The sequence below is a fragment of the Pseudomonas sp. MWU15-20650 genome (assembly GCF_023242475.1).
Classification (GTDB): Bacteria; Pseudomonadota; Gammaproteobacteria; order Pseudomonadales; family Pseudomonadaceae; genus Aquipseudomonas.
Genome location: NZ_JALJFG010000031.1, coordinates 52,988 through 79,188 on the forward strand (window position 1 = coordinate 52,988; position 26,201 = coordinate 79,188).

Annotated in this window: 24 protein-coding genes; 11 read left to right on the plus strand and 13 right to left on the minus strand. The window is 59.9% G+C overall.

The genetic code is table 11. From position 1 onward, the window contains the following. Positions 1-46 precede the first annotated feature (46 nt). From M5B43_RS20750 to M5B43_RS20765, 4 genes are all read right to left on the minus strand, one after another. Positions 47-2,026, minus strand: coding sequence for an acyltransferase family protein (locus M5B43_RS20750; RefSeq protein ID WP_248751861.1), 1,980 nt, complete (start codon positions 2,024-2,026; stop codon positions 47-49). Positions 2,027-2,182: 156 nt separating this feature from the next. Further along, a complete protein-coding gene (rho, locus tag M5B43_RS20755) occupies positions 2,183-3,442 on the minus strand; it encodes a transcription termination factor Rho (protein WP_003176825.1) in 1,260 nt (419 codons plus the stop codon). A gap of 234 nt (positions 3,443-3,676) precedes the next feature. Beyond that, positions 3,677-4,006, minus strand: a complete 330-nt coding sequence (gene trxA / locus M5B43_RS20760) for a thioredoxin TrxA (RefSeq protein ID WP_248751862.1) — start codon at positions 4,004-4,006, stop codon at positions 3,677-3,679. Between the two features lie 120 nt (positions 4,007-4,126). Next, entirely contained in the window at positions 4,127-4,822 is a 696-nt protein-coding gene (locus tag M5B43_RS20765; RefSeq protein ID WP_248751863.1) for an FCD domain-containing protein, read from the minus strand. Between the two features lie 255 nt (positions 4,823-5,077). Between M5B43_RS20765 and M5B43_RS20770 the strand changes: the two genes are divergently transcribed. From M5B43_RS20770 to M5B43_RS20785, 4 genes are read left to right on the plus strand one after another with little or no spacing between them, the layout of a single operon-like run. Then, positions 5,078-5,863 (plus strand): transporter substrate-binding domain-containing protein, encoded by a 786-nt coding sequence (locus M5B43_RS20770; RefSeq protein WP_248751864.1) that lies wholly within the window; start codon positions 5,078-5,080, stop codon positions 5,861-5,863. Positions 5,864-5,877: 14 nt separating this feature from the next. After that, positions 5,878-6,546, plus strand: a complete 669-nt coding sequence (locus tag M5B43_RS20775; RefSeq protein WP_248751865.1) for an amino acid ABC transporter permease — start codon at positions 5,878-5,880, stop codon at positions 6,544-6,546. Further along, positions 6,543-7,193 (plus strand): amino acid ABC transporter permease, encoded by a 651-nt coding sequence (locus M5B43_RS20780; RefSeq protein WP_248751866.1) that lies wholly within the window; start codon positions 6,543-6,545, stop codon positions 7,191-7,193. The genes M5B43_RS20775 and M5B43_RS20780 overlap by 4 nt, the downstream gene beginning before the upstream one ends. Beyond that, entirely contained in the window at positions 7,180-7,917 is a 738-nt protein-coding gene (locus tag M5B43_RS20785) for an amino acid ABC transporter ATP-binding protein (RefSeq protein WP_248751867.1), read from the plus strand. Before M5B43_RS20780 ends, M5B43_RS20785 begins: the two co-directional genes overlap by 14 nt. Here the strand turns inward: M5B43_RS20785 and M5B43_RS20790 are convergent. From M5B43_RS20790 to M5B43_RS20805, 4 genes are all read right to left on the minus strand, one after another. After that, positions 7,889-8,440: a hypothetical protein gene (locus tag M5B43_RS20790; protein ID WP_248751868.1), complete on the minus strand. Its 552-nt coding sequence runs from the start codon at positions 8,438-8,440 to the stop codon at positions 7,889-7,891. The genes M5B43_RS20785 and M5B43_RS20790 overlap by 29 nt on opposite strands. Further along, a complete protein-coding gene (locus tag M5B43_RS20795; protein ID WP_248751884.1) occupies positions 8,430-10,868 on the minus strand; it encodes a fimbria/pilus outer membrane usher protein in 2,439 nt (812 codons plus the stop codon). Before M5B43_RS20795 ends, M5B43_RS20790 begins: the two co-directional genes overlap by 11 nt. 70 nt (positions 10,869-10,938) lie before the next feature. Continuing rightward, positions 10,939-11,625 carry a fimbria/pilus chaperone family protein gene (locus M5B43_RS20800; protein WP_349292383.1) on the minus strand — a complete coding sequence of 229 codons (687 nt, stop codon included), beginning with the start codon at positions 11,623-11,625 and terminating at the stop codon, positions 10,939-10,941. A gap of 119 nt (positions 11,626-11,744) precedes the next feature. Continuing rightward, entirely contained in the window at positions 11,745-12,392 is a 648-nt protein-coding gene (locus M5B43_RS20805; RefSeq protein ID WP_248751870.1) for a DUF1120 domain-containing protein, read from the minus strand. A gap of 480 nt (positions 12,393-12,872) precedes the next feature. On the opposite strand from M5B43_RS20805, the gene ppx reads away from it, so the two are divergent. Continuing rightward, a complete protein-coding gene (ppx, locus tag M5B43_RS20810; RefSeq protein ID WP_248751871.1) occupies positions 12,873-14,375 on the plus strand; it encodes an exopolyphosphatase in 1,503 nt (500 codons plus the stop codon). Between the two features lie 67 nt (positions 14,376-14,442). Here the strand turns inward: ppx and ppk1 are convergent, their stop codons facing one another. Continuing rightward, positions 14,443-16,665, minus strand: a complete 2,223-nt coding sequence (gene ppk1 / locus M5B43_RS20815; RefSeq protein ID WP_248751872.1) for a polyphosphate kinase 1 — start codon at positions 16,663-16,665, stop codon at positions 14,443-14,445. 18 nt (positions 16,666-16,683) lie between these two features. Beyond that, on the minus strand, positions 16,684-17,697 hold the full coding sequence (hemB, locus tag M5B43_RS20820; protein ID WP_248751873.1) for a porphobilinogen synthase: 1,014 nt from the start codon (positions 17,695-17,697) through the stop codon (positions 16,684-16,686). Positions 17,698-17,905: 208 nt separating this feature from the next. On the opposite strand from hemB, the gene M5B43_RS20825 reads away from it, so the two are divergent. Continuing rightward, positions 17,906-18,541: a DedA family protein gene (locus tag M5B43_RS20825; RefSeq protein ID WP_248751874.1), complete on the plus strand. Its 636-nt coding sequence runs from the start codon at positions 17,906-17,908 to the stop codon at positions 18,539-18,541. Here M5B43_RS20825 and M5B43_RS20830 read toward each other — a convergent pair. After that, entirely contained in the window at positions 18,522-19,757 is a 1,236-nt protein-coding gene (locus tag M5B43_RS20830; RefSeq protein ID WP_248751875.1) for a sterol desaturase family protein, read from the minus strand. The genes M5B43_RS20825 and M5B43_RS20830 overlap by 20 nt on opposite strands. A 115-nt stretch (positions 19,758-19,872) precedes the next feature. Here M5B43_RS20830 and elbB point away from each other — a divergent pair, with 115 nt between their 5' ends. Then, positions 19,873-20,538 (plus strand): isoprenoid biosynthesis glyoxalase ElbB, encoded by a 666-nt coding sequence (elbB, locus tag M5B43_RS20835; RefSeq protein WP_248751876.1) that lies wholly within the window; start codon positions 19,873-19,875, stop codon positions 20,536-20,538. Between the two features lie 33 nt (positions 20,539-20,571). On the opposite strand, the gene M5B43_RS20840 is transcribed toward elbB, so the two are convergent. Together M5B43_RS20840 and M5B43_RS20845 are read right to left on the minus strand one after the other, a co-directional pair. Continuing rightward, the gene (locus M5B43_RS20840; protein WP_248751877.1) at positions 20,572-21,027 is read right to left on the minus strand and encodes a YaiI/YqxD family protein; all 456 of its coding nucleotides are present in this window, start codon (positions 21,025-21,027) and stop codon (positions 20,572-20,574) included. Positions 21,028-21,029: 2 nt separating this feature from the next. Continuing rightward, a complete protein-coding gene (locus M5B43_RS20845) occupies positions 21,030-22,925 on the minus strand; it encodes an FTR1 family protein (protein ID WP_248751878.1) in 1,896 nt (631 codons plus the stop codon). Positions 22,926-23,179: 254 nt separating this feature from the next. On the opposite strand from M5B43_RS20845, the gene M5B43_RS20850 reads away from it, so the two are divergent. The 4 genes from M5B43_RS20850 to M5B43_RS20865 all read left to right on the plus strand — a co-directional run. Then, positions 23,180-24,574, plus strand: a complete 1,395-nt coding sequence (locus tag M5B43_RS20850; RefSeq protein WP_248751879.1) for a hypothetical protein — start codon at positions 23,180-23,182, stop codon at positions 24,572-24,574. 11 nt (positions 24,575-24,585) lie between these two features. Beyond that, on the plus strand, positions 24,586-24,957 hold the full coding sequence (locus tag M5B43_RS20855) for a YcfL family protein (protein WP_034110196.1): 372 nt from the start codon (positions 24,586-24,588) through the stop codon (positions 24,955-24,957). A 35-nt stretch (positions 24,958-24,992) separates the two neighbouring features. Next, the gene (lpoB, locus tag M5B43_RS20860) at positions 24,993-25,580 is read left to right on the plus strand and encodes a penicillin-binding protein activator LpoB (RefSeq protein ID WP_248751880.1); all 588 of its coding nucleotides are present in this window, start codon (positions 24,993-24,995) and stop codon (positions 25,578-25,580) included. Positions 25,581-25,583: 3 nt separating this feature from the next. Further along, a partial coding sequence (locus tag M5B43_RS20865; protein WP_248751881.1) for a penicillin-binding protein activator LpoB occupies positions 25,584-26,201 on the plus strand: 618 nt, incomplete at its 3' end.

A 26,201-nucleotide genomic window follows, 5' to 3' on the forward strand; every position in this document is an offset into this window, starting at 1 on the left:
CGTAAAATAGGCGTACATCCTACCTGCTCTGAGGGCGGCTGGCAGCTTAATTGGCGGTTAGCCCTCGTGATTGCAGCGAACGGAACAACGGCTCCAGGAACGCCTCCACGTACCGCGCGCCCACGTCAGAGAGGTGGTTATCATCGGTGTACAGGGCTCGACCATTGAGTTCAACACGGCACAAGCCATCGGCGCCGCACAACTGGGGCGCAGGGTCTAGCACCGCCACACCATTGTCGGCAGCCGCCAGCTCGTCAAACAGCTGAGTGATAAAGGCCTGGCGCTTCACATGCTCGGCCACGGGGAGCCCTTCACCGTCCACCGGCCGATTCAGCATCGCCAAGCGGCTCAGACGGTAAGGTACGATGATTTCCTGCAGCGGTGCCTCCTTGACCAGCCAGACCCGATGCCCAGCCGCGCGCAACCCTTGGATGCGCTCGCGCAGGCCCTGGGCGAGCCGCTGCTCGGCGACGGCACGCACGTACTTACCGGTACGGGGATCCTTGAGTGCACGCTCCTTGTCCCCCGACATTTGCCCATAAAGGTACAAGCTCCAGCGTGCCACCAGCACCACATCGCTGAAGGTTTCTTCGCCCACGGCCTTCTCGACGCGCTGATTGAACTGCGCGCACGAGGCATTATTTTCCAAACCATCCAAAGGCACGCAGCCGGAGAAACTCGCTTCTAACAGACTGATTTCGTGGCGCTGGGCGCTTTCCTTGAACGCCGGAATCAGCACGGTGGCATGGCTGTCGCCCCATACCAGCACCGACGCCGAGCCGCTTTGACCGAAATGGCAGAATAGGCGCTCATCGGGTGTGTCCTTATCAGCCATACACGCCATCAGGTCCGGGCTCCAAGTCTTCGCCTCGGCATAACGTAGCGCCTGCTCGGACAAGCGAGAAGGCACCCCGTTGGAAGTGCGTATCGTCACACCGGTCAAGCCCAGGCACAGAATGCCGACGCCGGCGCCTGCCAGGATCGCCCCGCGCCCGGCGAGCAAGCGCTTTTCTCGAAACGGCGTTTCGATGAAGCGCCAGGACAGATAACCCAGCACCAACGAGAGCAGCATCAGACCCGCCAGCTCCCACCCGTTCAAGCCATCCACCGCGGCATAGCGGGCATAAACGAACACCGGCCAGTGCCAGAGGTACCAGGAATAAGAGATCAGCCCGATGCCTACCATCAGCCGCGAACTCAACAGGCGTCCGACCCAGGTGTGCTGCTGCCCGTTGGCCCAGATCAAGCCGACCACGCCCAGCACCGGCAATAGGGCAGACGCGCCCGGGAATGGCGTAGTCGCGTCAAAGCCCAATACAGCGATCAGGATCAAAGCCATGGAGACCAGGCTCACCCCTTGGGCCAGGGCTGGCGAGGCACGCCAGTCACGCATGGGCATCACTGCGAGCATGGCGCCCGCCAGCAACTCCCAGGCCCGCAGGTGCAGGAGGAAAAACGCCTTCTGAGGCTCATGGGCAACCGCCCAGACGCTCATGCCAAAAGACCCCAGCAACACTGCGAACAACGCCAGGCGCCAGTGTTTCAAACGGCTGGAAAGCAACGTCAGCAGCAACGGGAAGACAATGTAGAACTGTTCTTCCACCGCCAGCGACCACGTATGCAGCAAGGGCTTGATGTCTGAAGACACATCGAAGTAGCCATGCTGGCGGGAAAACAGCAGGTTAGAGGTAAATATCACCTGATAGTGCGCGGACCGCCCCAGCTCTTCATAGTCCTTGGGTGCCAACAAAAACCAGCCCACTGCCAGTGTCGCCGCCATCATTACGAACAACGCGGGCAAGATACGCCGCGCGCGTCGAGCCCAGAAGTCGATGAAACTGAAGCGCCCGGCCTGGCGCTCGCGCCAAATAATGGACGTGATCAAAAAACCGGAAATGACGAAGAACACGTCAACGCCAACGAAGCCGCCGGTAATGCCAGGAACGCCGAAGTGGAACAACACGACAGCGAGGACTGCGATAGCGCGCAGGCCATCGATGTCTCTTCGGTAAGCAAGAGTGGTCATAAGAAGTTGGTTAGTCTGGTGCGAAAGGGAATAAGCGTGGCCGCGTGTTCAATTTTTGTTACTTAACCGACACTTATGCCACAGAAAGTGCACAATCTCGACGCAAAAAAATGGCGCCCCTGAGGGGCGCCATTTTTTCGGACCTGAAACGCGGTATTACTTGCGCTTCATCGACAGGAAGAACTCGTCGTTGGTCTTGGTCGTCTTCAGCTTGTCGATCAGGAACTCGATGGCAGCCACTTCGTCCATCGGGTGCAGCAACTTGCGCAGGATCCACATACGCTGCAGTTCGTCATCGGCGGTCAGCAACTCTTCGCGGCGGGTACCGGAACGGTTGATGTTGATCGCAGGGAACACACGCTTTTCAGCGATGCGACGGTCCAGGGGCAATTCCATGTTGCCGGTACCCTTGAACTCCTCGTAGATCACTTCGTCCATCTTCGAACCGGTTTCAACCAGTGCGGTGGCGATAATGGTCAGCGAGCCGCCTTCTTCGATGTTGCGCGCGGCGCCGAAGAAACGCTTTGGTTTCTCCAGGGCGTGGGCATCGACACCACCGGTCAATACCTTGCCGGAGCTCGGGATCACGGTGTTGTAGGCACGCGCCAGACGGGTGATGGAGTCAAGCAGGATCACCACGTCTTTCTTGTGTTCGACCAGGCGCTTGGCCTTCTCGATCACCATTTCGGCAACCTGCACGTGGCGGGTTGGCGGCTCATCGAACGTCGAGGCAACCACTTCGCCGCGCACGGTGCGCTGCATTTCGGTCACTTCTTCCGGACGCTCATCGATCAACAGCACGATCAGGTGAACTTCTGGGTTGTTACGCGCGATGTTCGCTGCAATGTTCTGCAGCATGATGGTCTTACCGGCTTTCGGCGGTGCGACGATCAAGCCACGCTGGCCTTTACCGATCGGAGCGCACAGGTCGATCACACGACCGGTCAAGTCTTCGGTGGAACCGTTACCGGCTTCCATCTTCATGCGCACGGTCGGGAACAGCGGCGTCAGGTTCTCGAAGAGAATCTTGTTCTTCGCGTTCTCAGGACGATCGAAGTTGATCGTGTCGACCTTGAGCAGGGCGAAATAACGCTCGCCTTCCTTCGGAGGGCGAATCTTGCCAACGATGGTGTCGCCAGTGCGCAAGTTGAAGCGACGGATCTGGCTCGGCGAGACGTAGATATCGTCTGGGCCGGCGAGATAGGACGCGTCTGCAGAGCGGAGGAAGCCGAAGCCGTCCTGGAGAATCTCCAGCACGCCATCACCGGAGATTTCCTCGCCGCTTTTCGCGTGCTTTTTGAGCAGGGAGAAAATCACGTCCTGCTTGCGCGAACGGGCCATATTCTCTATGCCCATTTCTTCGGCCAATTGGAGCAGGTCGGTAATCGGCTTTTGCTTGAGTTCAGTCAGATTCATATAGGAATGACGTAATCATTTATGGAGGGGGGAAATTAAGCTTTTGGCTTAATGAGGCCGCGCCGCAGAGAAGGCGACAGGATCGCGTACTAATCGAAAAGGAATGCGTCGGCGACGGCTTGCAGGGGGCAGTGGAGAAACCAGTGCGGGGCCGAATGTACCACCTGAGTTTCGGAGCGTCTAGCCCTGTTTAACGAAAAAGCCCCGCTATTTGCGGGGCTTTTTTGACGACGATTAGATGTGCGCGTCGAGGAAAGCTTGCAGCTGGGACTTCGACAGCGCGCCCACTTTAGTGGCTTCGACGTTGCCGTTCTTGAACAGCATCAGCGTAGGAATACCGCGCACGCCATGCTTGGCAGGGGTTTCCTGATTGTCGTCGATATTCAGCTTGGCAATGGTCAGCTTGCCTTCGTAGGTGGTTGCAATGTCGTCCAGGACAGGAGCGATCATTTTGCAAGGGCCACACCATTCAGCCCAGTAGTCAACCAGCACCGGGCCTTGAGCCTTGAGTACTTCGGCCTCAAAGGTCGCGTCGGTGACGTGCTTGATAAGATCGTTGCTCATGGATGTCTCCGGATTGTAAGCAAAAAAAACGTTGCCCATCATAGCCGCCCTTCCCCCGTTCAGGAAGCCGCCTCTGATTGAGTCTTGCTATGGTGGTGCATGAGTTTAGGTATGGCGCAATCACGGCGCCGCAGGCATCACAAACGCTATGCCCGTTCGCAACGCCGCATTGCGTACGTGTTCCTGCATGGTTTTCTGTGCTGCCGCACTGGCGCGGCGAGCCAGGGCGCGCAGGATCTTGCGATGCTCTTGCCAGGTTTCCATGGCCCGTTCCGGCCGGATGAACGGTAACTTCTGGCTCTCCAGGAACACCTCGGCACTGGCACTGAGGATGCTCACCATCGCCTGGTTACCGCTGGCCAGCAGGATGCGCTGGTGAAACTCGAAGTCCAGCCGGGCGGCCGCGTCGAAGTCCCCGGCCTTGAGCACCTGGCGCATCGCCTCGACATTGTCTTGCAAGCGGTCCAGATCATCGGTCGTCAAGGTCACCGCCGCCAACCCGGCGGCAAACCCTTCAAGGGCGTAACGCAACTGGAAGATATCCAGCGGTGTAGCCTGCGCCGCAAAGGGCCAGGCGAACCCCGGCGATTCTTCAGCCGCCTGTACAAACACACCTTTACCCGGCTGCACGCTCACCACTCCCAGCGCACTGAGGGATGACAACGCCTCGCGCAAAGACGCCCGGCTCACGCCCAATTGCACGGCCAGGTCACGCTGGGACGGTAAGGCATCGCCCGGCCCGAAACCGTGCTCCTTGATCAGTTTGCGAATGGCCTGCAAGGCCGCTTCCGGTACGGCTTGGGCGATGGAATTCATAAAAAACTCAAGGTTCCAGTCAACTGAGCGGCTAGTTGTAAAGCTATTCGCAGCTGACGGCAAGCCACGCCCCAAAGGGGCTCGCGGGGTTTTATCGACGCTCGAAAAGAGTGCGAAAACCGCGAGCACTGTTCAGACCAGTATGACCACCACGGCTCAACAAACTCCGGCCTCGCAGGCCATTCACGAGGTGCTGGCATGGGCTGTGCACTGAGCAAACTCAGAAAATTCCTTCGCCCTTCTCGGAGAGTTGCCATGACCAAGCGCTACAGCGCCCTGCTCACTGCCTTGTTTGCCAGCCTGATGCTGAGCCAGGCACCCGCCCAGGCCAATGGTCTGGACGATATCGTTACCCGTGGCACGCTCAAGGTCGCCGTGCCCCAGGACTTCCCGCCGTTTGGCTCGGTCGGCCCGGACATGAAGCCACGCGGCCTGGACATCGACACCGCCAAGCTGCTCGCCGAGCAACTCAAGGTCAAGCTGGAGCTGACCCCGGTCAACAGCACCAACCGCATTCCATTCCTCACCACCGGCAAGGTCGACCTGGTGATTTCAAGCCTGGGCAAGAACGCCGAGCGCGAAAAGGTCATCGACTTCTCCACGGCCTACGCACCGTTCTACCTCGCGGTGTTCGGCCCGCCTGACGCTGCCGTCAGCCATATCGAAGACCTCAAGGGCAAGACCATCAGTGTGACCCGAGGCGCCATCGAGGACATCGAGCTGACCGCCGTGGCCCCCAAGGAGGCGACTATCAAGCGCTTTGAAGACAACAACTCGACCATCGCCGCTTACCTCGCCGGCCAGGTCGACCTGATCGCCAGCGGCAACGTGGTGATGGTGGCGATCAGCGAACGCAGCCCGAAACGCGTACCGGCGCTCAAAGTAAAACTCAAGGACTCACCGGTGTACGTCGGTGTGAACAAGAACGAGCCAGCGCTGCTGGAGAAGGTCAACCAGATCCTGGTCGCGGCCAAGGCTGACGGCAGCCTGGAAAAGAACGCGATGCAATGGCTTAAAGAGCCGTTGCCTGCTGATCTCTGAAGCGGAACTGAGTGATGGCCTATCAATTCGACTTTTTGCCGGTGCTCGCCAACACCGACCTGCTGTTGCGTGGCGCGCTGTTCACCCTTGAGCTGACAGCCATCGGCGCCATTCTGGGGGTCGCCTTGGGTACCGTCGGCGCCGTGGTCAGGGCCTGGAAAATCCAGCCGTTCGCCTGGTTCTTCGGTATGTATGTCGAGTTGATCCGCAACACGCCGTTCCTGGTGCAGTTGTTCTTCATCTTCTTCGGCTTGCCATCTTTGGGGCTGAAAATTACCGAGTGGCAAGCCGCCGTATTGGCGATGGTGATTAACCTGGGGGCTTACTCCACCGAGATCATCCGCGCCGGTATCCAGGCCATACCTCGCGGCCAGCTGGAAGCCGCTGCCGCACTGGCGATGACGCGCTTCGAAGCGTTCCGCCATGTGGTGCTGCTGCCGGCGCTGGGCAAGGTGTGGCCGGCCTTGAGCAGCCAGATCATCATTGTGATGCTCGGTTCGGCGGTGTGCTCACAGATCGCAACGCAAGAGCTGAGTTTTGCTGCCAACTTTATCCAGTCGCGTAACTTCCGTGCGTTCGAAACCTACGCACTGACCACCCTGGTGTACCTGTGCATGGCGCTGATGATTCGCCAGTTGCTCAACTGGGTTGGCCGCCGGTTTGTGATGAGGAACAGCCGATGAGTGATTTTTCCTTCTGGGACATCGTGCGTAACCTCGCCACCGGCCTGCAGTGGACACTGCTGCTGTCGCTGGTCGCGTTTGTCGGTGGCGGCCTGACTGGCTTGCTGGTGATGACGATGCGCATCAGCCGCAACGCCTTCGCGCGCAATGTCGCTCGTACCTATATCGAACTGTTCCAAGGCACGCCGCTGCTGATGCAACTGTTCCTGGTGTTTTTCGGCATCGCCTTGTTGGGGGTGGATATTTCGCCCTGGCTGGCAGCGGCGATTGCCCTGACGCTGTTTACCAGCGCCTACCTCGCCGAGATCTGGCGCGGCTGCGTCGATTCCATCGCCCACGGGCAATGGGAGGCGTCGGCCAGCCTGGCGCTGAATCCACTTGAACAACTGCGCTACGTGATCCTGCCCCAGGCCCTGCGGATTGCCGTGGCACCCACCGTGGGTTTCTCGGTGCAGGTGGTCAAAGGCACGGCCGTCACCTCGATCATCGGTTTCACGGAGCTGACCAAGACCGGCGGCATGCTCGCCAACGCTACCTTCGAGCCCTTTATGGTCTACGGCCTGGTGGCCCTCGGTTACTTCCTGCTCTGCTACCCCTTGTCCCTCAGTGCTCGCTACCTGGAAAGGAAACTGCATGCCTCTGCTTAGAATTTCCGCCCTGCATAAGTACTACGGCGATCACCACGTACTCAAGGGCATTGACCTGACGGTAGAAGAAGGCCAGGTGGTGGCGATCATCGGCCGCAGCGGCTCGGGTAAGTCCACCTTGCTACGGACCCTCAACGGGCTGGAGTCGATCAACGATGGCGTGATCGAAGTCGATGGCGAATACCTCGACGCCGCCCGCGCCGACCTGCGTAGCCTGCGACAAAAAGTCGGCATGGTGTTCCAGCAGTTCAACCTGTTCCCGCACCTCACGGTGGGCGAGAACGTGATGCTCGCGCCGCAAGTGGTACAGAAAGTACCCAAGGCCAAGGCGGCACAGCTGGCAAGGCAGATGCTGGAACGGGTCGGGCTGGGCGAGAAGTTCGATGCATTCCCCGATCGGCTGTCCGGCGGCCAACAACAGCGTGTCGCCATTGCCCGTGCGCTGGCCATGTCACCCAAGGTACTGCTGTGTGACGAAATCACCTCGGCCCTGGACCCGGAGCTGGTCAATGAAGTGCTCAGCGTGGTGCGCCAACTGGCGCAGGACGGCATGACCCTGATCATGGTGACCCACGAAATGCGCTTCGCCCGGGAAGTCGGCGACAAGCTGGTGTTCATGCACCAGGGCAAGGTGCACGAAGTAGGTGACCCCAAGGTGTTGTTCGCCAACCCGCGAACCCCCGAATTCGCCAATTTCATTGGCTCGGTGGAACAGCCAGGCTGACCAGTTCGAAACTGCCCACCCCTTCCATTTGCATCTCGCGGCGCACCTCCAAGGCGTCGGTGGACAACTCGGTGTCGATATCGACCTGGACGGTGAGTCGTCGGCCTACCACCGGGCTGCCTGCTGCGCGCGCGACCAAGGTGTGCCCAGGCAGCAACTGCCCGCTTCCAGACTCGCCTGGCAAGTATGCAGCCGACCAGCCGACGACACGCCCGTCTACCTGCGCGTGTGTGAGACTCAGCCGAAAACGTCCGTTTCGACCGAAGCGAAACCCCTGGCCGTCGGCTGCGACCCCGACAAAACGCAACGCCATGCCCGCGGGCTCAGTGCAAAGCACGCTCACACGCAACGAGCGAGTCGCGAGCGCCATGGCGGGCCCTTCGACAACAGCATCCCGGCGTATGACGCCATAGTCGACGCGTGGCTGACTCACCGATAGGCGGCAGTTTTCAGCCCGCGCATCCGGCGCTGCCAGCAGCGAGCAGAGCAGCACCCAAGGCAGGTTGTTGAGCCTAGCGACCATGGCACACCGCCGACGTGGTCTCGTAGAACTTGTCATGGTCAGGCTTCCCCTCCGGGTCAATGGTCAGCAGGCAGGTGGAAGAGTCCGGCATTGAAACCCGCAGGCTTTGAGACTCCGTAACATCGTTCAAGAAAATCATGCCCTCGCCCACCACGCTGGTGAGAAATCGGTTGCCCTTGCCAAACACCGAAGCGCCCTGAGGGAGGGGTCGGCCGTGCTGATCCTTCGCCGTGATCAACATTCGGCGCACGGTCACGACATCGAAATCCACGGTATTGAAGGAGCCCCGACCCGCAGTGAGCACCTGGGTGCCGTTTTTCAGGTCCACCCGCTTGGGCAACGAGTGGGTCTGCACTTCGACCCGGCTGTTGCTGTAAGCCTGTAAGCCCGCGATCACCGCTTGCCCGCTGAAATCAGTCCACACCGGGCCTTGCGGGGTCTCGACTTTTGCCGAACCGATGTTCCCTACCGAGACGATGCCGAACGTATCCTGAACGCTGTACGGCGAGAAGGTCAGGCCGCCTTCGTGAGCCACTGCACCGCCTTGTAACTGCCCTGTGTAGCTGGTGCCCAGAGCATCACGACTGACACCCAGGCCCACCCGGGTATAACGAGGCAACAGGTCCAATTGCCCGCGAACAGATTGCTCCCGTGCCGTGAGGTCGCGCTCGACGCCCACTTCGTAATTCACATACTCGTTGACCCGCTCGCTGAGTGCCGAGCCCGCAGTGAACTGGCTACCACGCCGGCTGGTGTAGCTGCTCACACGACGATCCCCACCCAGTGGCACGCTGACCTGCAATCGCACAGACAGGTCGTTGTCCAGGGCGCTCTCGCGCCGGTGGCCGTCCAGCATGGCTTCACGACCACCGCGAGTGCCGCCCACTTGCGAATCTGCGATCAACGCGACATCAGCGCGGCTGAATGACTTGTTCCATGAGGCAAATACATGCTCGGTTGCTCGCCCATCAAATTGAGCGCTACGGGTATACCCCAGGGAGAATACGCCCAGCATCGGGTCGGCCCAGCTCACGCCCGCCGTGTACTGATTTTTGAAACGTGAACCCAACTCATCTGCCCCGGATGACCGTCCCGCTTCAGTAACCTCGCGATAACCCAGGGTCTGGGTGGTTGCGCTGACGTTGACGTCGAAGTTGGCGACCACCGGGCTGCTCAAGGACAGGCTGCTGCGCGAGCCGGATACAGCCTTTTGGCTGTCTCGGGACAGGTTATGTCGTGCACTCACTGAAACACGCTGGAAAAACACACTGCTCAGGGTACCGCCTGCCGCCCAATAGTCTTCGGTACTCAACAAGCCAAAACCCGCAGACAACTCGCGCCCCAGTCCCCAGGTGCCACTGCCCATGGCGATCACCGGAGAGGGTCCCTCTTCACCCGCAGTTCTACGCAGCTCGCCAACCGAGAAGTAATAGCCCGGCGCAGCGGGAGCAGCCCCCGCAAACGAAGCCGCCGGCACCACAAAACTACGCTTGGCGCCCCGCACGTCAATCACACTGACTTCAAGATCACTGGATCCATTAAGCAGGGGCAATCCTGTCAACCGGAATGGCCCTTCGGGCACCAACGTACTGTGGATCAACACGCCGGACTGGCGCACCTCAACCCGCGACTGGCTTTGGGCCAAACCTTCGACCACTGCACTATTGCTGCCTGCCGGTGCCCTGGACTGCCCATCGGGAGAAAACTGCAAGCCGGACAGTTGAATGCCACCAAACAGCGGGTTATTGCTGGAGAGCTGGCCCGCTTGAAAAGTCGAATGCAACGCGGCGATATCCCGCTGGGCATAAGCATGCAAGTGTTCGGTACGAGTCTTGCCATTATCAGACACATAGAACTGGCGACTGCGAACCATCCAGTCTTCGACGTTGAAACCCACTTCGGTATAGGCCGACACAAACCGGGTCGGGCCGCTGCGCGAGTGGCTGTCGTAACCTAATACGTCATAGTTGAGGAGCGCTGCCGCCCCGCCCCTGGAAAAATTCCCGGCATCCCACTGGGGCTCACGCAAGGCTTGGGTTGGCACCACCAGCACCACTTCGTCAGTACCGGGGCGCAGGCGCACCATGGTCGCCGGGAACGCACCGAGGAAGTCGTGGCAAGCCTGGTCAGGCGTGGCACCGCCCTGGGTAATCCCCTGGGGTTTGACCAACCCGGCCTTCTCTAGCAACCCTGGGGTGAAACACAATCTTCCTTGTGGGTCGAACCGAGCATCCACCAACCCAAGCGGGTTCCCATTGACTCGCAATCCCACCACCTGGACGCCTTCGCGAAAACGCGCCGTAGTACGAAAGTAATCGGAAACCTTGGGGTCTATGCCATGGGTTGTGAGTGCAGCAAGATCAAAGCCCTCCCCAAGCTCCAGCGCGTTCACAATGCCAGGCAAACTCCATAGCGCCGCAACCCCCATGAACACGGTGGGTTTACCAGGCCAAAAACGGGTGGCAATGCTGTTACTCAACGGCGCCATCATCGGTCGATCAACCCTCATTGGCATTGACCGGAGCCCGGTAGCTATCGACCGAAAACCCATAGACCGTGGCGGGTTGAATCTCAACTTCAACCACGTCGCGCAAAGCACCGTCGGCCTTCGCCGCCAGCACCTCTCCCGGCAAAATGTAGGTGCGCGACAGGGTGGCTGAACCACCTTTGGGAAGCAGTTGCACATCCGGTGCAAGGCGCACGACATAGGCACTGTCGTTGTGGACGGTGAGTTGTTCCCCTGTCCGCTTCCACGTCAGCAGTTCCCAAGGCATGTCGTGTCGCGGCAAGCCTCGTGGGTGCAGGATCAGCGGCAAATTCTGTCGGAGGGTGATGCCGATCGTGGCCCCCCCCGGCACCCGCGCCTGGGGAATGCCCTCAAACGACACGCGCTTGAGCCGTTGAGTCTTGAGCGGGTGCTCCAACGTAGTGATGAAACGCACCAGTTGCGTGTCCCCCGCCTCAACACGGGTAATAGGCGGTGTGACGATCAGTAGCGGCTCCAGGTCTTCAGGCACGTTTTCGACCACGGAATGAAGCAGCGCCGGCCCCGCATCGGTGTTCTTGATATTGAGCGTGGCTTCGCCATCCTCTTCATAAAGCACCACCACCGTTGTTTCCGGCAACATGCCGTCCGCCGCGCTAACAGCACTGAAAAAAACACTCCATAGCAGCGCACACCTTATTGAAAAACCACGCACTCAGTATTCCCCGCAACTTATGAAGTTCACGACTAACAATCAAACACCCATAGAAAAACAGCCAATAAGAAATGGTCGGTTTCTTGATCGGCTGTTTTAGTTGTTTAGATGTAACTCAATACCAGCGTGGCGCGCCCATCAATGGCGATATCGCGGGTCAGATCCAAGTCCTGGGCCCTGTTGATCACCGCCCTTACCACCAGTGTGCCTGTCATTTGGCTAATAGAAGCCGGTGTGTTGTTCACACCATTACGCCAAGAGTACTGGCTTGGCGACTGGGCAACTTTGCCATCGCTGCTCTGCCAGGCTCCCTGGCCGACGCGCATGATGGGGTTGAGCACCGTACCGGAGGATCGGAGATCCCTGAGGGTAACCGAGTAGCCACCCGTTCGCCGCCCGCCCGCCATACCCAAGCCAAAATTCTGCGCTTCGGTGAAGCCTGCCCCCAGGATGCCCGTCACCTTGCTGCCCGCTTGCAGATCGGTAAAAGCAAGCCCGAACCTGGCGGGCGTCGTACCGCAATTGACGACCAGCGAAGTCGTCCTCTCCTCGCGTGGGTTGAACGCCGCCTGGGACAATTCGCCGGAGCGAATCGTGCCGTAATCGATAATGCCACTGCCCGCCAGGCTGAGGTTGCAGGCCGCAGGTGTAATCGTCCCCCTGACGACCAACTGGGCACTGGTGGTTGCCTGGGCACTCAAGGCCGCAACCATGCACGCAATACCAAAAACCACTCCAATACTTTTTTTCATGTTTGTCCTGTCACTTGAAGTTATCAGGCGCTATTCATTTTGGTCTTGGCGACTCCATCCCCCAACCACTGATCATCCGTAATACATAACTATAAATAAATAACACCCAGGCAAAATTGCCGAGTGACAGTCTGTCGCTTTGGTACTGCATTAAAGAATCAGACAACACGTCTTTTACTGTGCGCCTCATTCAAAACAACTAGCGGATTTCAGCTGATGGCCGGGTAGTCTTAAACAAAATAACGATTAGAGATTCTTCCGATCACTGTAGGAAAAGTCATTCATAGACTAACAACAGCAGAGGGTTAAACTTTCCTACATCATCCCAGCGCCTATTCAACGGGAGCTCATTGAGTCCATCTTGCACTTCCCATAGTTTTTTCCTAAAGACAACAGCAGGGAAATACCCCCACACAACGCGTTGGCTCCGGCGGTCGATCGTGGCACGATGGCAAGGTTATCGACCGAGACCCCCAAACCATGCCGCAATCCCAAGCCAAGAATCTGTCCTTGATCGCCGCCATCGACCTGGGCTCCAACAGCTTTCACATGGTCGTGGCCAAGGCCCAGAACGGCGAGATCCGCATCCTCGAGCGGCTCGGCGAGAAAGTGCAACTGGCTGCCGGGATCGACGACGAGCGCCAGCTCAATGAAGAATCCATGCAGCGTGGGCTCGACTGCCTCAAGCGCTTTGCGCAGTTGATCAACGGTATGCCGCCTGGCGCCGTGCGAATCGTTGGCACCAACGCCTTGCGCGAAGCCCGTAATCGCAACGAGTTCATCCATCGTGCCGAGGACATCCTCGGGCATCCGGTAGAAGTTATCTCCGGTCGTGAAGAAGCACGCCTGATCTACCTCGGCGTGTCCCACACCCTGGCCGATACCCCGGGCAAACGCCTGGTGGCGGACATTGGTGGCGGCAGTACCGAATTCATCATCGGCCAGCGTTTCGAACCGCTGCTGCGTGAAAGCCTGCAAATGGGGTGCGTGAGCTTTACCCAACGCTATTTCAAGGATGGCAAGATTACTCCGGCGCGCTACGCCCAGGCTTATACGGCGGCGCGGCTGGAGATCATGAGCATCGAACACGCCCTGCATCGCTTGACCTGGGATGAGGCCATCGGCTCGTCCGGTACTATCCGCGCCATCGGCCTGGCCTTGAAAGCCGGTGGGCACGGCACCGGAGAGGTGAACGCCGAAGGTCTGGCGTGGCTCAAGCGCAAACTGTTCAAGCTGGGGGATGCCGAGAAAATCGACTTCGACGGCATCAAGCCCGACCGTCGCGCCATCTTCCCGGCCGGCCTGGCGATTCTCGAAGCCATCTTCGATGCCCTCGAGCTGCAACGCATGGACCACTGTGATGGCGCCCTGCGCGAAGGTGTGCTCTACGACCTGCTGGGCCGTCATCACCACGAGGACGTGCGTGAGCGCACCCTCAGTTCGTTGATGGAGCGCTATCACGTCGACCTGGAACAAGCGGCACGCGTGGAACGCAAAGCCCTGCACGCCTTCGACCAGGTGGCCGAAGACTGGGACCTGGAAGAGGGCGTATGGCGTGAGCTGCTGGGCTGGGCGGCCAAGGTGCATGAAGTGGGCCTGGATATCGCCCACTACCATTATCATAAACACGGCGCGTACCTGATCGAGCACTCGGACCTCGCCGGGTTCTCCCGCGAAGACCAGCAGATGCTCGCGCTGCTGGTACGTGGCCATCGCCGTAACATTCCAAAAGACAAGTTTGCCGAGTTCGGCGATGAAGGCATCAAGCTGATTCGCCTGTGCGTGCTGCTACGCTTTGCGATCCTGTTCCACCACATTCGTGGCACCCAGGAAATGCCCCAGGTCACTCTGCGCGCCAATGGCGACAGCCTGGATGTGGTGTTCCCGAAAGGCTGGCTGAATGAAAACCAGCTGACCCAGGCGGACTTCGCCCAAGAAGCGGAGTGGCTGACGCGGGTGGGGTTCAGCCTGAACCTGCGCTAAAGAACAGCACAAAACAAATATGGGAGGGGGCTTGCCCCCTCCCATACTTTTAGACTTTGTTGATCTTTTAATTCACCGCAAGAATCGGGCTGCCCAACTTCTCCAGCAGCGTCGCCTGCGCACTGCGCGGGTTCTGGTTGCCGGTTGGCGTGTTACGCACGTAACGGCCATCGGACTGCAGGCTCCAGCTGTGGGTGTTGTCGGTGAGGTAGCTTTCCAGTTCCTTCTTGACCCGCATGATCAGTTTCTTGCCTTCCACCGGGAAGCAGGTCTCCACACGCTTGTCGAGGTTGCGCTCCATCCAGTCGGCACTGGAGAGGAACATCTGCTCTTCGCCGCCATTGAGGAAGTAGAACACCCGCGTGTGCTCCAGGAAGCGACCGATGATCGAGCGCACATGGATGTTATGGGAGACGCCGACAATGCCCGGGCGCAGGCAGCACATGCCACGCACGACCAGGTCAATGCGCACACCGGACTGGCTGGCCTTGTACAGCGCGCGGATGATCTTCGGATCGGTCAGTGAGTTGAACTTGGCGATGATATGCGCCGGCTTGCCATCGAGCGCGAACTGGGTCTCGCGAGCAATCATGTCGAGCATGCCCTTCTTGAGCGTGAAGGGTGCATGCAGCAGCTTCTTCATGCGCAAGGTCTTGCCCATGCCGATCAACTGGCTGAACAACTTGCCGACGTCTTCACACAAGGCATCGTCGGAGGTCAGCAGGCTGTAGTCGGTGTAGAGCTTGGCGTTGCCGGCGTGGTAGTTGCCGGTGCCCAAGTGGGCGTAGCGCACGATCTCGCCGGCTTCGCGGCGCAGGATCAGCATCATCTTGGCGTGGGTCTTGAAGCCGACCACACCATAGATCACCACCGCGCCGGCCGCTTGCAGGCGGCTGGCCAGTTGCAGGTTGGACTCTTCGTCGAAGCGCGCACGCAGTTCGATCACCGCAGTGACTTCCTTGCCGTTACGCGCGGCGTCGACCAAGGCATCGACGATTTCCGAGTTGGCGCCGGAGCGGTACAGCGTCTGGCGTACGGCCAATACATGCGGGTCCTTGGCGGCCTGGCGCAGCAGGTCGACCACCGGGGTAAAGGACTCGAACGGGTGCAGCAACAGAATGTCCTGCTTGCTCACCACGCTGAAAATGTTCTCGCTGTTTTGCAACAGTTTCGGGATCTGTGGGGTGAACGGTGTGTATTGCAGCTCCGGATGACTGTCCAGGCCGGTGATGCTGAACAGACGCGTCAGGTTCACCGGGCCGTTGACCTGATACAGCTCGCTCTCGCCGAGGTTGAACTGCTTGAGCAGGTAGTCCGACAGGTGTTTCGGGCAGGTATCCGCCACTTCCAGGCGCACCGCATCACCGTAGCGCCGCGAGAACAGCTCGCCGCGCAGGGCACGGGCCAAGTCTTCGACGTCTTCGGAGTCCAGCGCCAGGTCGGCGTTTCGGGTCAGGCGGAACTGGTAGCAGCCCTTGACCTTCATGCCCTGGAACAGGTCATCGGCGTGGGCGTGGATCATCGACGAGAGGAATACATAGTTGTCCCCCGCCCCCCCGACCTCTTCCGGTACCTTGATGATCCGTGGCAGCAAGCGCGGCGCCGGGATGATCGCCAGGCCGGAGTCGCGACCGAAGGCATCGATACCTTCCAGCTCGACGATAAAGTTCAGGCTCTTGTTCACCAGCAACGGGAACGGGTGCGTTGGATCAAGGCCGATCGGGGTGATGATCGGCGCGATTTCGTCGCGGAAGTAGCGACGCACCCAGGTCTTGATCTTGGCGGTCCAGTGACGGCGACGGATAAAGCGGACCTGATGTTTTTCCAGTTCCGGCAGCAGGATGTCATTGAGGATCGCGTACTGGCGGTCCACGTGGCCGTGCACCAGCTCGCTGATACGCGCCAGCGCTTGGTGTGGCTGCAGGCCGTCGGCACCGGCTTGTTCACGGGCGAAGGTGATCTGCTTCTTGAGGCCGGCGACGCGGATCTCGAAGAACTCGTCCAGGTTGCTGGAGAAAATCAGCAGGAATTTCAGCCGTTCCAGCAACGGGTAGGACTCATCCAGCGCCTGTTCGAGCACGCGGATGTTGAATTGCAGTTGTGACAGCTCGCGGTGGATGTACAGGCTGCTGTCATCCAGGTTGGTGACCGCGGCCACCGGGGCCGGAGCAGTCGCCTCCGCCACCACGACAAGCGGGGCCGGTTCCAGCTCCGGCGGGCTCTCGGTGACTGGTTCCACCACCGGGTGAGCGTCTTTTACGGCAACTTCTGAGAGTCCTTCGGTATTCATCGAGTGTTCCTGTGAGGGCTATTGTTGCTCTCTAAGCAATTGGGCAGCGCGGGCGGCGAAGTAAGTCAGAATGCCATCAGCGCCGGCACGTTTAAAGGCTGTCAGGGATTCGAGGATCACCCCTTCGCTCAACCAACCATTCTGGATCGCGGCCATGTGCATGGCGTATTCACCGCTGACCTGGTAGACAAAGGTCGGCACCTTGAATTCCTCTTTGACCCGATAAAGGATGTCCAGGTAAGGCATCCCGGGCTTGACCATCACCATGTCGGCGCCTTCGGCCAGGTCCGCCGCCACTTCGTGCAGGGCTTCATGACTGTTGGCCGGGTCCATCTGGTACGACGCCTTGTTGGCCTTGCCCAGGTTCAGGGCCGACCCCACCGCATCGCGGAATGGGCCGTAATAAGCGCTGGCATACTTGGCCGAGTAAGCCATGATTCGTACGTTAACGTGGCCAGCCAGCTCAAGGGCTTCGCGAATCGCCTGGATGCGACCGTCCATCATGTCCGATGGCGCAACTACCTGGGCGCCGGCGGCGGCATGAGACAACGCCTGCTTGACCAGCGCATCGACGGTGATGTCGTTCTGAACATAGCCGTCTTCGTCGAGAATGCCATCCTGGCCGTGGGTGGTGAAGGGGTCCAGGGCCACGTCAGTGATCACGCCCAATTCCGGAAAGCGCTCACGCAAGGCGCGGGTGGCACGCTGGGCGATCCCCTGCGGGTTCCAGGCTTCGGCGGCGTCGAGGGATTTGAGTGCAGAGGGCGTCACGGGGAACAGTGCCAATGCCGGAATACCCAGTTCAACCCAATTCGCCGCCTCGATCAGCAACAAGTCAATGCTCAAACGCTCTACACCCGGCATCGACGCCACGGCTTCCCGGCGATTTTCACCCTCAAGCACAAACACCGGAAGGATCAGGTCGTTCGTCGTCAGTACATTTTCACGTACCAGACGGCGAGAGAAATCATCACGACGGTTGCGACGCAGACGGGTGGCGGGGAACAGGCGATTGGCAGGGGTAAAGCTCACGACAGACTCCTGAGCCCGTGTTTACGGGCGAGCGTTGCAGTTATAAGCGGCCATTATGACGAAGGAATGACAGTTGTGCTTATCGATGCGACCTGTAGTCGCATTCGTCGTTTATGTAGGAATTGTTCACTTCGTGACACATCTCGATACTTTCATGAATGTTCACGAAGGCGTAGGCTGCGCGTTCATTTCGCCAGCACCCCAGACCATGCTTCAACAATTTCTGCATGACTTCGGCTACTTTGCCCTCTTCCTCGGCACGTTCTTCGAAGGCGAGACCATCCTGGTACTCGCAGGCTTCCTGGCGTTCCGCGGATACATGGATATCAACATGGTGGTGGTGGTTGCCTTTTTTGGCAGCTATGCCGGTGACCAGTTGTGGTACTTCCTGGGGCGCAAGCACGGCCGCAAACTGTTGGCGCGCAAGCCGCGCTGGCAATTGATGGGCGACAAGGCCCTGGAGCATATCCGCAAGCATCCGGATATCTGGGTGCTGAGCTTCCGCTTTGTCTACGGGTTGCGCACGGTGATGCCGGTGGCTATCGGCCTCTCGGGCTATCCACCGGCGCGTTACTTGATCCTCAATGGTATTGGCGCCGCCATCTGGGCCGCCGCCTTGGGTGCTGCGGCCTACCACTTCGGCGCAGTGCTGGAAGGTATGCTCGGCAGCGTCAAGAAATACGAGCTGTGGGTATTGGGCGCCTTGCTGTTGCTGGGCTTTGGCCTGTGGCTGCGCCGCCGCTTCAAGAACGCCCGCATCGCCCGCCAGGCGTGTGAGGAGGCCAAGGCCCGGCTCGCCGCCGAGCCCGCCCCAGTCGAGCCACCTAAGACACCAGTCGAGTAAGCCGGCTTCTGCAACAGTAGAGACCGATCATACTGAGCAGGCTGTAGCTCGCCAGCCCCAGCCAGCCCAGGTTGCTGGCCGGCCACAGCCCGACCAGCGGGGCCAACCAAACCAGCGGCACATTCAACGCCAGGCGCACCAGTTCGGCCCTCAGGGCCCACGGGCGATTCTCCAGCCCTACCCCCAAGGTAAACAGCCCCAGCGCCATCGCCCCCCAGCCCAGAACCAGCGCCGCTGTGGGCAGCCCTTCACCGAAGTTCATCAAATAGCTGCCAAACCCCACATACGCCGCAAATTGCAGCGCAATGTAGACCTGTTGCCGCGCATCCAGCGGCACTTCGAATTTACGGAATTGGCTCAGATCAGGCTTGGCCATCGGGTACTTGGCCTTCACATCCGCCGGGCGCCAGCCGGTGCGCATGAACCAGATGCGCAGCTTGTCCCACCCGCTCTCGGTACGCCGCGCGTCACTCCACAACTGTGCATAAAACTGCAGGTTGGCCCACAGCGGGTTCCAGCTGGACAAAGGCGTGGTCACGCCGAAGATCACCGGCTCGTTGTCGTCTTCTTCCTGGAATGAGCCGAACAAGCGGTCCCAAATAATGAACACCCCGCCGTAGTTGCGATCCATGTAGAGAGCGTTTTGCGCATGGTGGGCCCGATGATTGGACGGTGTGACAAAGAACCACTCGAACCAGCCAAGCTTGGGCACATGGCGGGTATGCACCCAGAACTGATACAGCAGGTTGAGCGAGGCCACGCTGATAAACACCACCAACGGCACACCCAGCACGGCCAGGGGCAGGTAGAAGATCCAGCTCAGCAGGAAACCGGTGCTGGTCTGGCGCAAGGCGGTGGTGAGGTTGTAGTCCTCGCTCTGGTGATGCACTGAATGTGCAGCCCACAGAATATTGCGCTCGTGGCCCATTCGATGCAGCCAGTAGTAGCAGAAGTCATAGAACACAAAGGCGAACACCCAGGTCCAGGCACTCTGGGCCGACAGCTCGATCAGCGCCAGGTGCTTGAGGGCGAACGCGTAGGTCAGCAGCCCCACGCCTTTGGTCAGCAAGCCGGTGGTGGTAGAGAGCACACCCGTGCTGAGGCTGTTGATGGCATCCGCCACTCGGTAGTTGCGCGCGCCGCGCCAACGGTCGGCCAACAGCTCAACCACGATCAAGGCGATAAAAAACGGTACCGCGTAAGGCACGAAGTCCATGGGCTAGTCCGGTCTATTTTTGTTACATCAAGATTAGGTGCAGCAGCGCGAGTTCCCATTGGCAACAGGTTACAAATTAGTAGACATTTAACGCCATGAATCAGGAGAAATGCCCATGAGCAAAAAGATTGCAGTGATCCTTTCAGGCTGTGGCGTGTACGACGGCGCAGAGATCCACGAAAGCGTGATCACCCTGCTGCGCCTGGATCAGCGCGGCGCTCAAGTCCAATGTTTTGCACCGGATATTGCGCAGCTTCATGTGATCAACCACCTGACGGGCGCCGAGATGCCTGAGTCGCGCAATGTGCTGGTGGAATCGGCGCGCATTGCTCGAGGCGAGGTGAAGGACATTCGCGAGGCCAACGCCGAAGACTTCGATGCGCTGATCGTGCCCGGCGGGTTTGGCGCGGCGAAGAACCTGTCGAATTTTGCGGTGGAAGGCGCCGGTTGCAGCATCAACCCGCAGGTATTGGCACTGGCCGAAGCCTTTGCCGAAGCCGGCAAGCCGGTGGGGCTGATCTGCATCTCTCCGGCCCTGGCCGCGAAGATCTATGGCCCTGGCGTGACCTGCACCATCGGTAACGATGTCGACACCGCTGCCGCCTTGGACAAGATGGGCGCCACCCACCAGGAATGCACGGTGGAGGACATTGTCGAAGACACGGCACGCAAGCTGGTGAGCACGCCGGCCTATATGCTGGGCAAGAACATCAGTGAAGTGGCGTCGGGCATTAACAAGCTGGTGGATCGGGTGCTGGAACTGACCCACGAGAACGATTGACGGTGGCGAGGGCGTTTGCGCCCTCGCCGCAGGTCAGGCTTGACGCATCAAGCGGGTAAGGATGCGGTCCAGGGCATTGGCAAACGCCTGCTTGTCTTTTTCCCCATGGGGCGGTGGTCCACCGCCCATCTGGCCTTGCTCGCGCAGATCGGTGAACAGGTTACGAACCGCCAAGCGTTCGCTCATGTTCGCCGGGCTGAATTCCTTGCCCCGAGGGTCCAGGGCGGTGACGCCCTTCTTCACCAGACGGTCGGCCAGCGGCACATCGCTGCAGATCACCAGCTCACCGGGCAGCGCATGCTCCACCAGGTAATCGTCCGCCGCATCCGGCCCACTGGGCACCACGATCAGCTTCACACACGAAAAGCTCGGCTTGATCTGGCTCTGGCCCGCTACCAATACCACTTCGAACTGGCGCTTGAGGGCGAACTTCACCACTTGGTCCTTGGCCGCGCGCGGGCAAGCGTCGGCATCGATCCACACACGCATGGTTATGCCGTCACTCGGTGCTTCTCGGCCAGGCGGCTGCGGCCGTACAACACCACAATCGCCAGGATCGCCACCGCCTGTGCACTCAGTGAATACGCATCGGCGTGGATGCCCAGCCAGTCAAAGTCAAAGAATGCCACTGGCCGCGTACCGAAGATCCCCGCTTCCTGCAGCGCTTTGACACCGTGCCCGGCGAACACCACCGACAACGCGCACAGCAGCGCCGCGTTGATGCCGAAGAACAGCGCCAACGGCAGCTTCGCCGAACCGCGCAGGATCACCCAGGCCAGGCCCACCAGCAGCACCAACGCCGTGGCGCCGCCGGCCAGCACCGCATTGTGACCGGCCGGGCCGGCTTGCAGCCAAAGGGTTTCGTAGAACAGGATCACTTCGAACAGCTCGCGGTACACCGAGAAGAAGGCCAGCACCGCGAAGCCGAAACGACCACCGCCGCCCACCAGGCTGCTCTTGATGTAGTCCTGCCAGGCCGCCGCGTGTCGCCGGTCGTGCATCCACACACCGAGCCATAGCACCATCACACTGGCGAACAGCGCCGTGCAGCCCTCAAGCAATTCGCGCTGCGCACCACTGACGTCAATCACATATGCCGCCAACGCCCAGGTGCCCAGGCCGGCCAACAACGCCAGGCCCCAACCCACGTTCACGCTACGCACCGCCGATTGCTGGCCGGTATTACGCAGGAAGGCCAGGATCGCCGCCAATACCAGAATCGCTTCCAGCCCTTCGCGCAGCAGGATCAGCAAGCCGGAGATGTAGCTCAACGACCAGCTCAGGCCATCCCCCCCCAACAGGCCGGCGGATTCGGTGAGCTTGCCCTTGGCCACGTCCAGGCGCTGTTGCACTTGCTCGATCGGCAAGCCGTCCTGCAAGGACTGCCGGTAGGCCATCAGGGCCTTCTCGGTGTCTTTGCGCACGTTGGCGTCAACGTTATCCAGCGAGCTCTCCACCAGCTCGAAACCTTCCAGGTAAGCCGCTACCGACAGGTCATACGCCTGCTCGTGGTCACCGTTACGGAACGCGGCAAGGCTCTTGTCCAGGGTGGCTGCGGTGTAATCGAGCAACTGCGCCGGGCCGCGTTTGACCTGCGGCGGCTGCGCACGCTGAGCGCGGAATACTGCGACAGCGGCCTGACCATTGGCGGCCAGCACTTCATTGGGCGTCTGGCGCGCCAGGTCGGCAAGATTGAAAGACGAATCGCTTTTGGCCGCTGCCGGATCGGCCGTGAAGCCGGCAATATAGGTCGCCAGATCCCAGCGCTGACGGTCATCCAACTGGTCGGCAAAGGACGGCATGTCGGTACCTTCAACACCCAGGCCCAAGGTGTTATAGATCGCATACAGGCTCAGGCGATCCAGCCGCGCGGAGTCCCGAAGGTTGGCTGGTGGCGGCGTCATGCCGAGGCCGGCGGGGCCGTCGCCAGCCCCCTGCGTGCCGTGGCACACCGAGCAATGCTGGGCATAAAGCGGCGCGCCACGCGTAGGATCAGGGGTGATCGCCGGGGCTTGGCTGACTTCATACGCCACGGCCAGCTTGGCGCCCAACTGACGGGCCTGATGGGCGACGGTCACGCCGTCTTCATGGGCGGTGACCGCCAGCAACAGTGCATCCACGCCTTTTATCAACTCGGCACGCTCAGGCTTTTCCGGCAACTGCGCGACCAGCCCCTGCAATACCCCCAGGAATTCCACTTGCTCGCGGTACTCCGACTCATCAACCACCTTGCCCGCCTCCACCGTCGGCGGGTAATCGGCACCAATGTAGTCCAGCAGATGCAGGGCTTGTGGGGCGCCCTCGGCCGTCGCGGCCAACAGATTGAAGCTGCACGACATTAACGCCGGCAACATCAGCCAGGCGAGAAAACGGTAAAGGGCAGTCATGAATGAATCTCAAAGGGAAATGCGAAGTAACACATTGTTTAATGTTAAGCGGTTTGACTCAAGCCGTTAGTGATTGGCAGCAAGAATATCGCCGCTGAAGTGATGGCACCGCTAACAAAGACGAAGCAAAAAGCCATTGTTTTGCCAGCAATGGCGCCTATAATGCCGCGCCCTGTTATTTCGAAAGGGAATTAATTTCCTCATTTTTATGAGGAAATACATATTTGCTGATTACTTTCAGGGAAGAAGTTTGCATGGCATTTCGCGCCTTAGCCCCGTTCACGCTCGCGGCAGTGACCCTGTTGTCCGGTTGCTCAATGTTTCGCAGCTACGACACCGAGCTGCAAGCCACCAACCAGCAGTTGGCCACCGGCAACGTTGACGGCGCGCTGACCCTGCTTGAGAAAAACAACACCGGCGAAGACAAGGACCTGCTCTATTTCTTCGAAAAAGGTGAATTGTTGCGGGCCAAGGGCGACCTGACCGGCAGCCAGACCGCCTGGCGCAGCGCCGACCTGCAAGTCTACAAGTGGGAAGAGTCGGTCAAGTTCGACAGTCAGAAGTACCTCGCCCAGTTCGGCAGTTTCCTGGTCAATGACAAGGTGCGTCGCTACGAAGGCTATGACTATGAAAAGGTCATGCTCACGACCCAGATGGCCCTGAACCTGCTGGCGGTGAATGACTTCGACGGCGCCCGCACCGAGATCAAGAAGACCCACGAGCGTGAAGCCGTCATCGCCGACCTGCGCGACAAGGAATACCTCAAGCGCGAAGACGAAGCCGAACGCCAGGGCGTGAAAACCCAGATGAAAGACCTGCGTGGCTACCCGGTTGAAGCGCTGGACGCACCGGAAGTCATCGGCCTGAAAAACAGTTACCAGAGTGCGTTCAGCCATTACCTCGCGGGTTTTGTCTACGAAGCCCTGGGTGAAAAAGACCTGGCGGCCCCCGGTTATCGCAAGGCCGCCGAGTTGCGCCCTAACACGCCGTTGCTTGAGCAGGCACTGCTGGACCTGGACAAATCCGAGGTCGGCGCCGACGAAACCGACGTACTGATCGTGGTCCAAAGCGGCCTGGCGCCGGCGCGTGACTCGATTCGCCTGCCACTGCCCATCCCGATCGACGGCCACGTGGTGATCACCCCGCTGTCATTTCCGGTGATCAAGGCCGACACCTCCACCGCGAGCCTCGCCCAGATCGGCGTCGACGGAAAACCACAGAACCTCACGCCGCTCAACAGTACGACTGCCATGTCCCGCCGCGCCCTGCGTGACGACATGCCGGGGATCATCCTGCGCACCACCGTACGGGCGGTCAGCCGCGGTGTCACACAGAACAACCTGAACAAGACCAACCCCATGGCGGGCCTTGTCCTGGGCATCGCCTCGGCCGTCACCGAAGGCGCCGACACCCGCACGTGGCGCACCCTGCCGGACATGACCCAAGTGACACGCCTGCGCCTCAAGCACGGCGAGCATCAGGTCAGCCTGCCCAACGCATTGGGCGGCACACGAGTGACGGTCAAGGCCGATCAGCGTTACCAGGTGATCACCCTGCGTGTGGTTGGCAACCAGGTATTCGCCAGTGGCCTGGCCGCCCATGTGCTGCCAAGCGTCGCGACCCAGGCTATCGCCCTCAAACAACCTTAAAGGAGCACGTTATGCGTCATTTCATCCTCGGCGCCCTGGCGCTGGTCCTGCTCGCCGGCTGTGCCACCCCGCCGCCGCCGGAACCCGGCAGTGCCGCCAGCAAGATCGTGGTGATGGGCAAGTTCAAGGGCATCGCCGTCGGTGCCATTCGCGTTGCACGCGAGAACGGTTTCCTCACCGCCAAGGTGCAGCTCAGCAATATCACCAGCAGCAACCAGATGATGTATTACCGCTTCGCCTGGCTGGGTGCCGACGGTTTCCCCGTGGGTGAGGAAGAAACCTGGAAAGTACTGAACCTGTACGCCAACCAGGCGACCTTCCTCCCGGCGATCGCCAACTTGCCCCAGGCGGCTGACTTTCGCCTTGAAGTGAAGACGCCTTGAAGCCCTCGCCCATCCGCATTCAGAGAGATTTACCCATGTTTGCACGCTGCTCGATTCTCGCCGTCATCGCCCTTCTGGCCAGCGGCTGCTCTAACACCTCGCCGGTACTCGGCAGCAAGAACATTAGCTACGGCGACACCAAGGCCGTGGAATTGGTAACCAACGAGTTCGGTTCCACCGACCTGCAGATGATCGCCGAAAGCATGACCCGCTCCCTGGCCCAGTCCGGCATTCTGCACGGCCGCCCGGTGGTGCAGGTGTATGACGTGAAGAACAAGACCAGCGAGTACATCGATACCCGTGAGATCACCACGTCGATCAAGACCCAGCTGATGAAGACCGGCACCGCGCGCTTCGCCAGCGATAACACCGACATGCAAAGCCAGGTCGACCAGCTCAAGTTGCAGAACCAGAGCGGCCTGTACAAGAAGTCCACGGTGAGCAAGACCGGCAACATGGTCGCCGCCAAGTACCGCCTGGAAGGTTCCATCAGCTCCATCGTCAAGCGCAGTTCGGACTACAAGGACGTGTTCTACAAGTTCAGCCTGCAACTGATCGACGTCGAGAGCGGCTTGGCCGAGTGGATGGACGAGAAAGAAATTCGCAAGACCACGGAGCGCTGAGCAATGCGTGCATGGATCGGCATGATCAGCCTGCTATGCGCCTTCGGCGCCTCGGCCGCCCCGAAGATCGCGGTGACCGACCTGGCTTATGAAGCACGGGTCGAGGAATACATCCACGCGGTATCAGCCAGCAACAACTTCCAGGCCAGCGCCTATAACGCCAGCGGAGCATCGAACTACAGCGAGTACGAGAGCAGCACCCGCTACATCGAGCAGACCGAGCTGCGTAAATTCAGCGGTGACATCAAGGGTGAGCTCCTCAAGTCACGGCAGTTCCAGCTCGTGCAAGGCGCCCCCTATACCGCCGATGCCAAGGGTGATGTCTATGACGTGATCAAGCGCATCAAGGCCGGCCACTTCAAGGGCGCCGATTACGTGCTGTTCGGCACCCTGTCGGACATCGACTTCACCCAGGACATCAGCGCTCTGGACCACACCAACAGCTACTCGGCGGTGCTGGGCCTGACGCTGGTGGCGGATTTCAGCCTGATCAACACGCGCACGTTTGAAATCACTTCAGCGTTCACCGCCATGGGTGAAGGCCAGGACACCAAGCTGGTGAACAACCGCGACGTGCGCGTAAGCCTGAACCGGCCACGTGTGGTCAAGGACGTCTCGAAA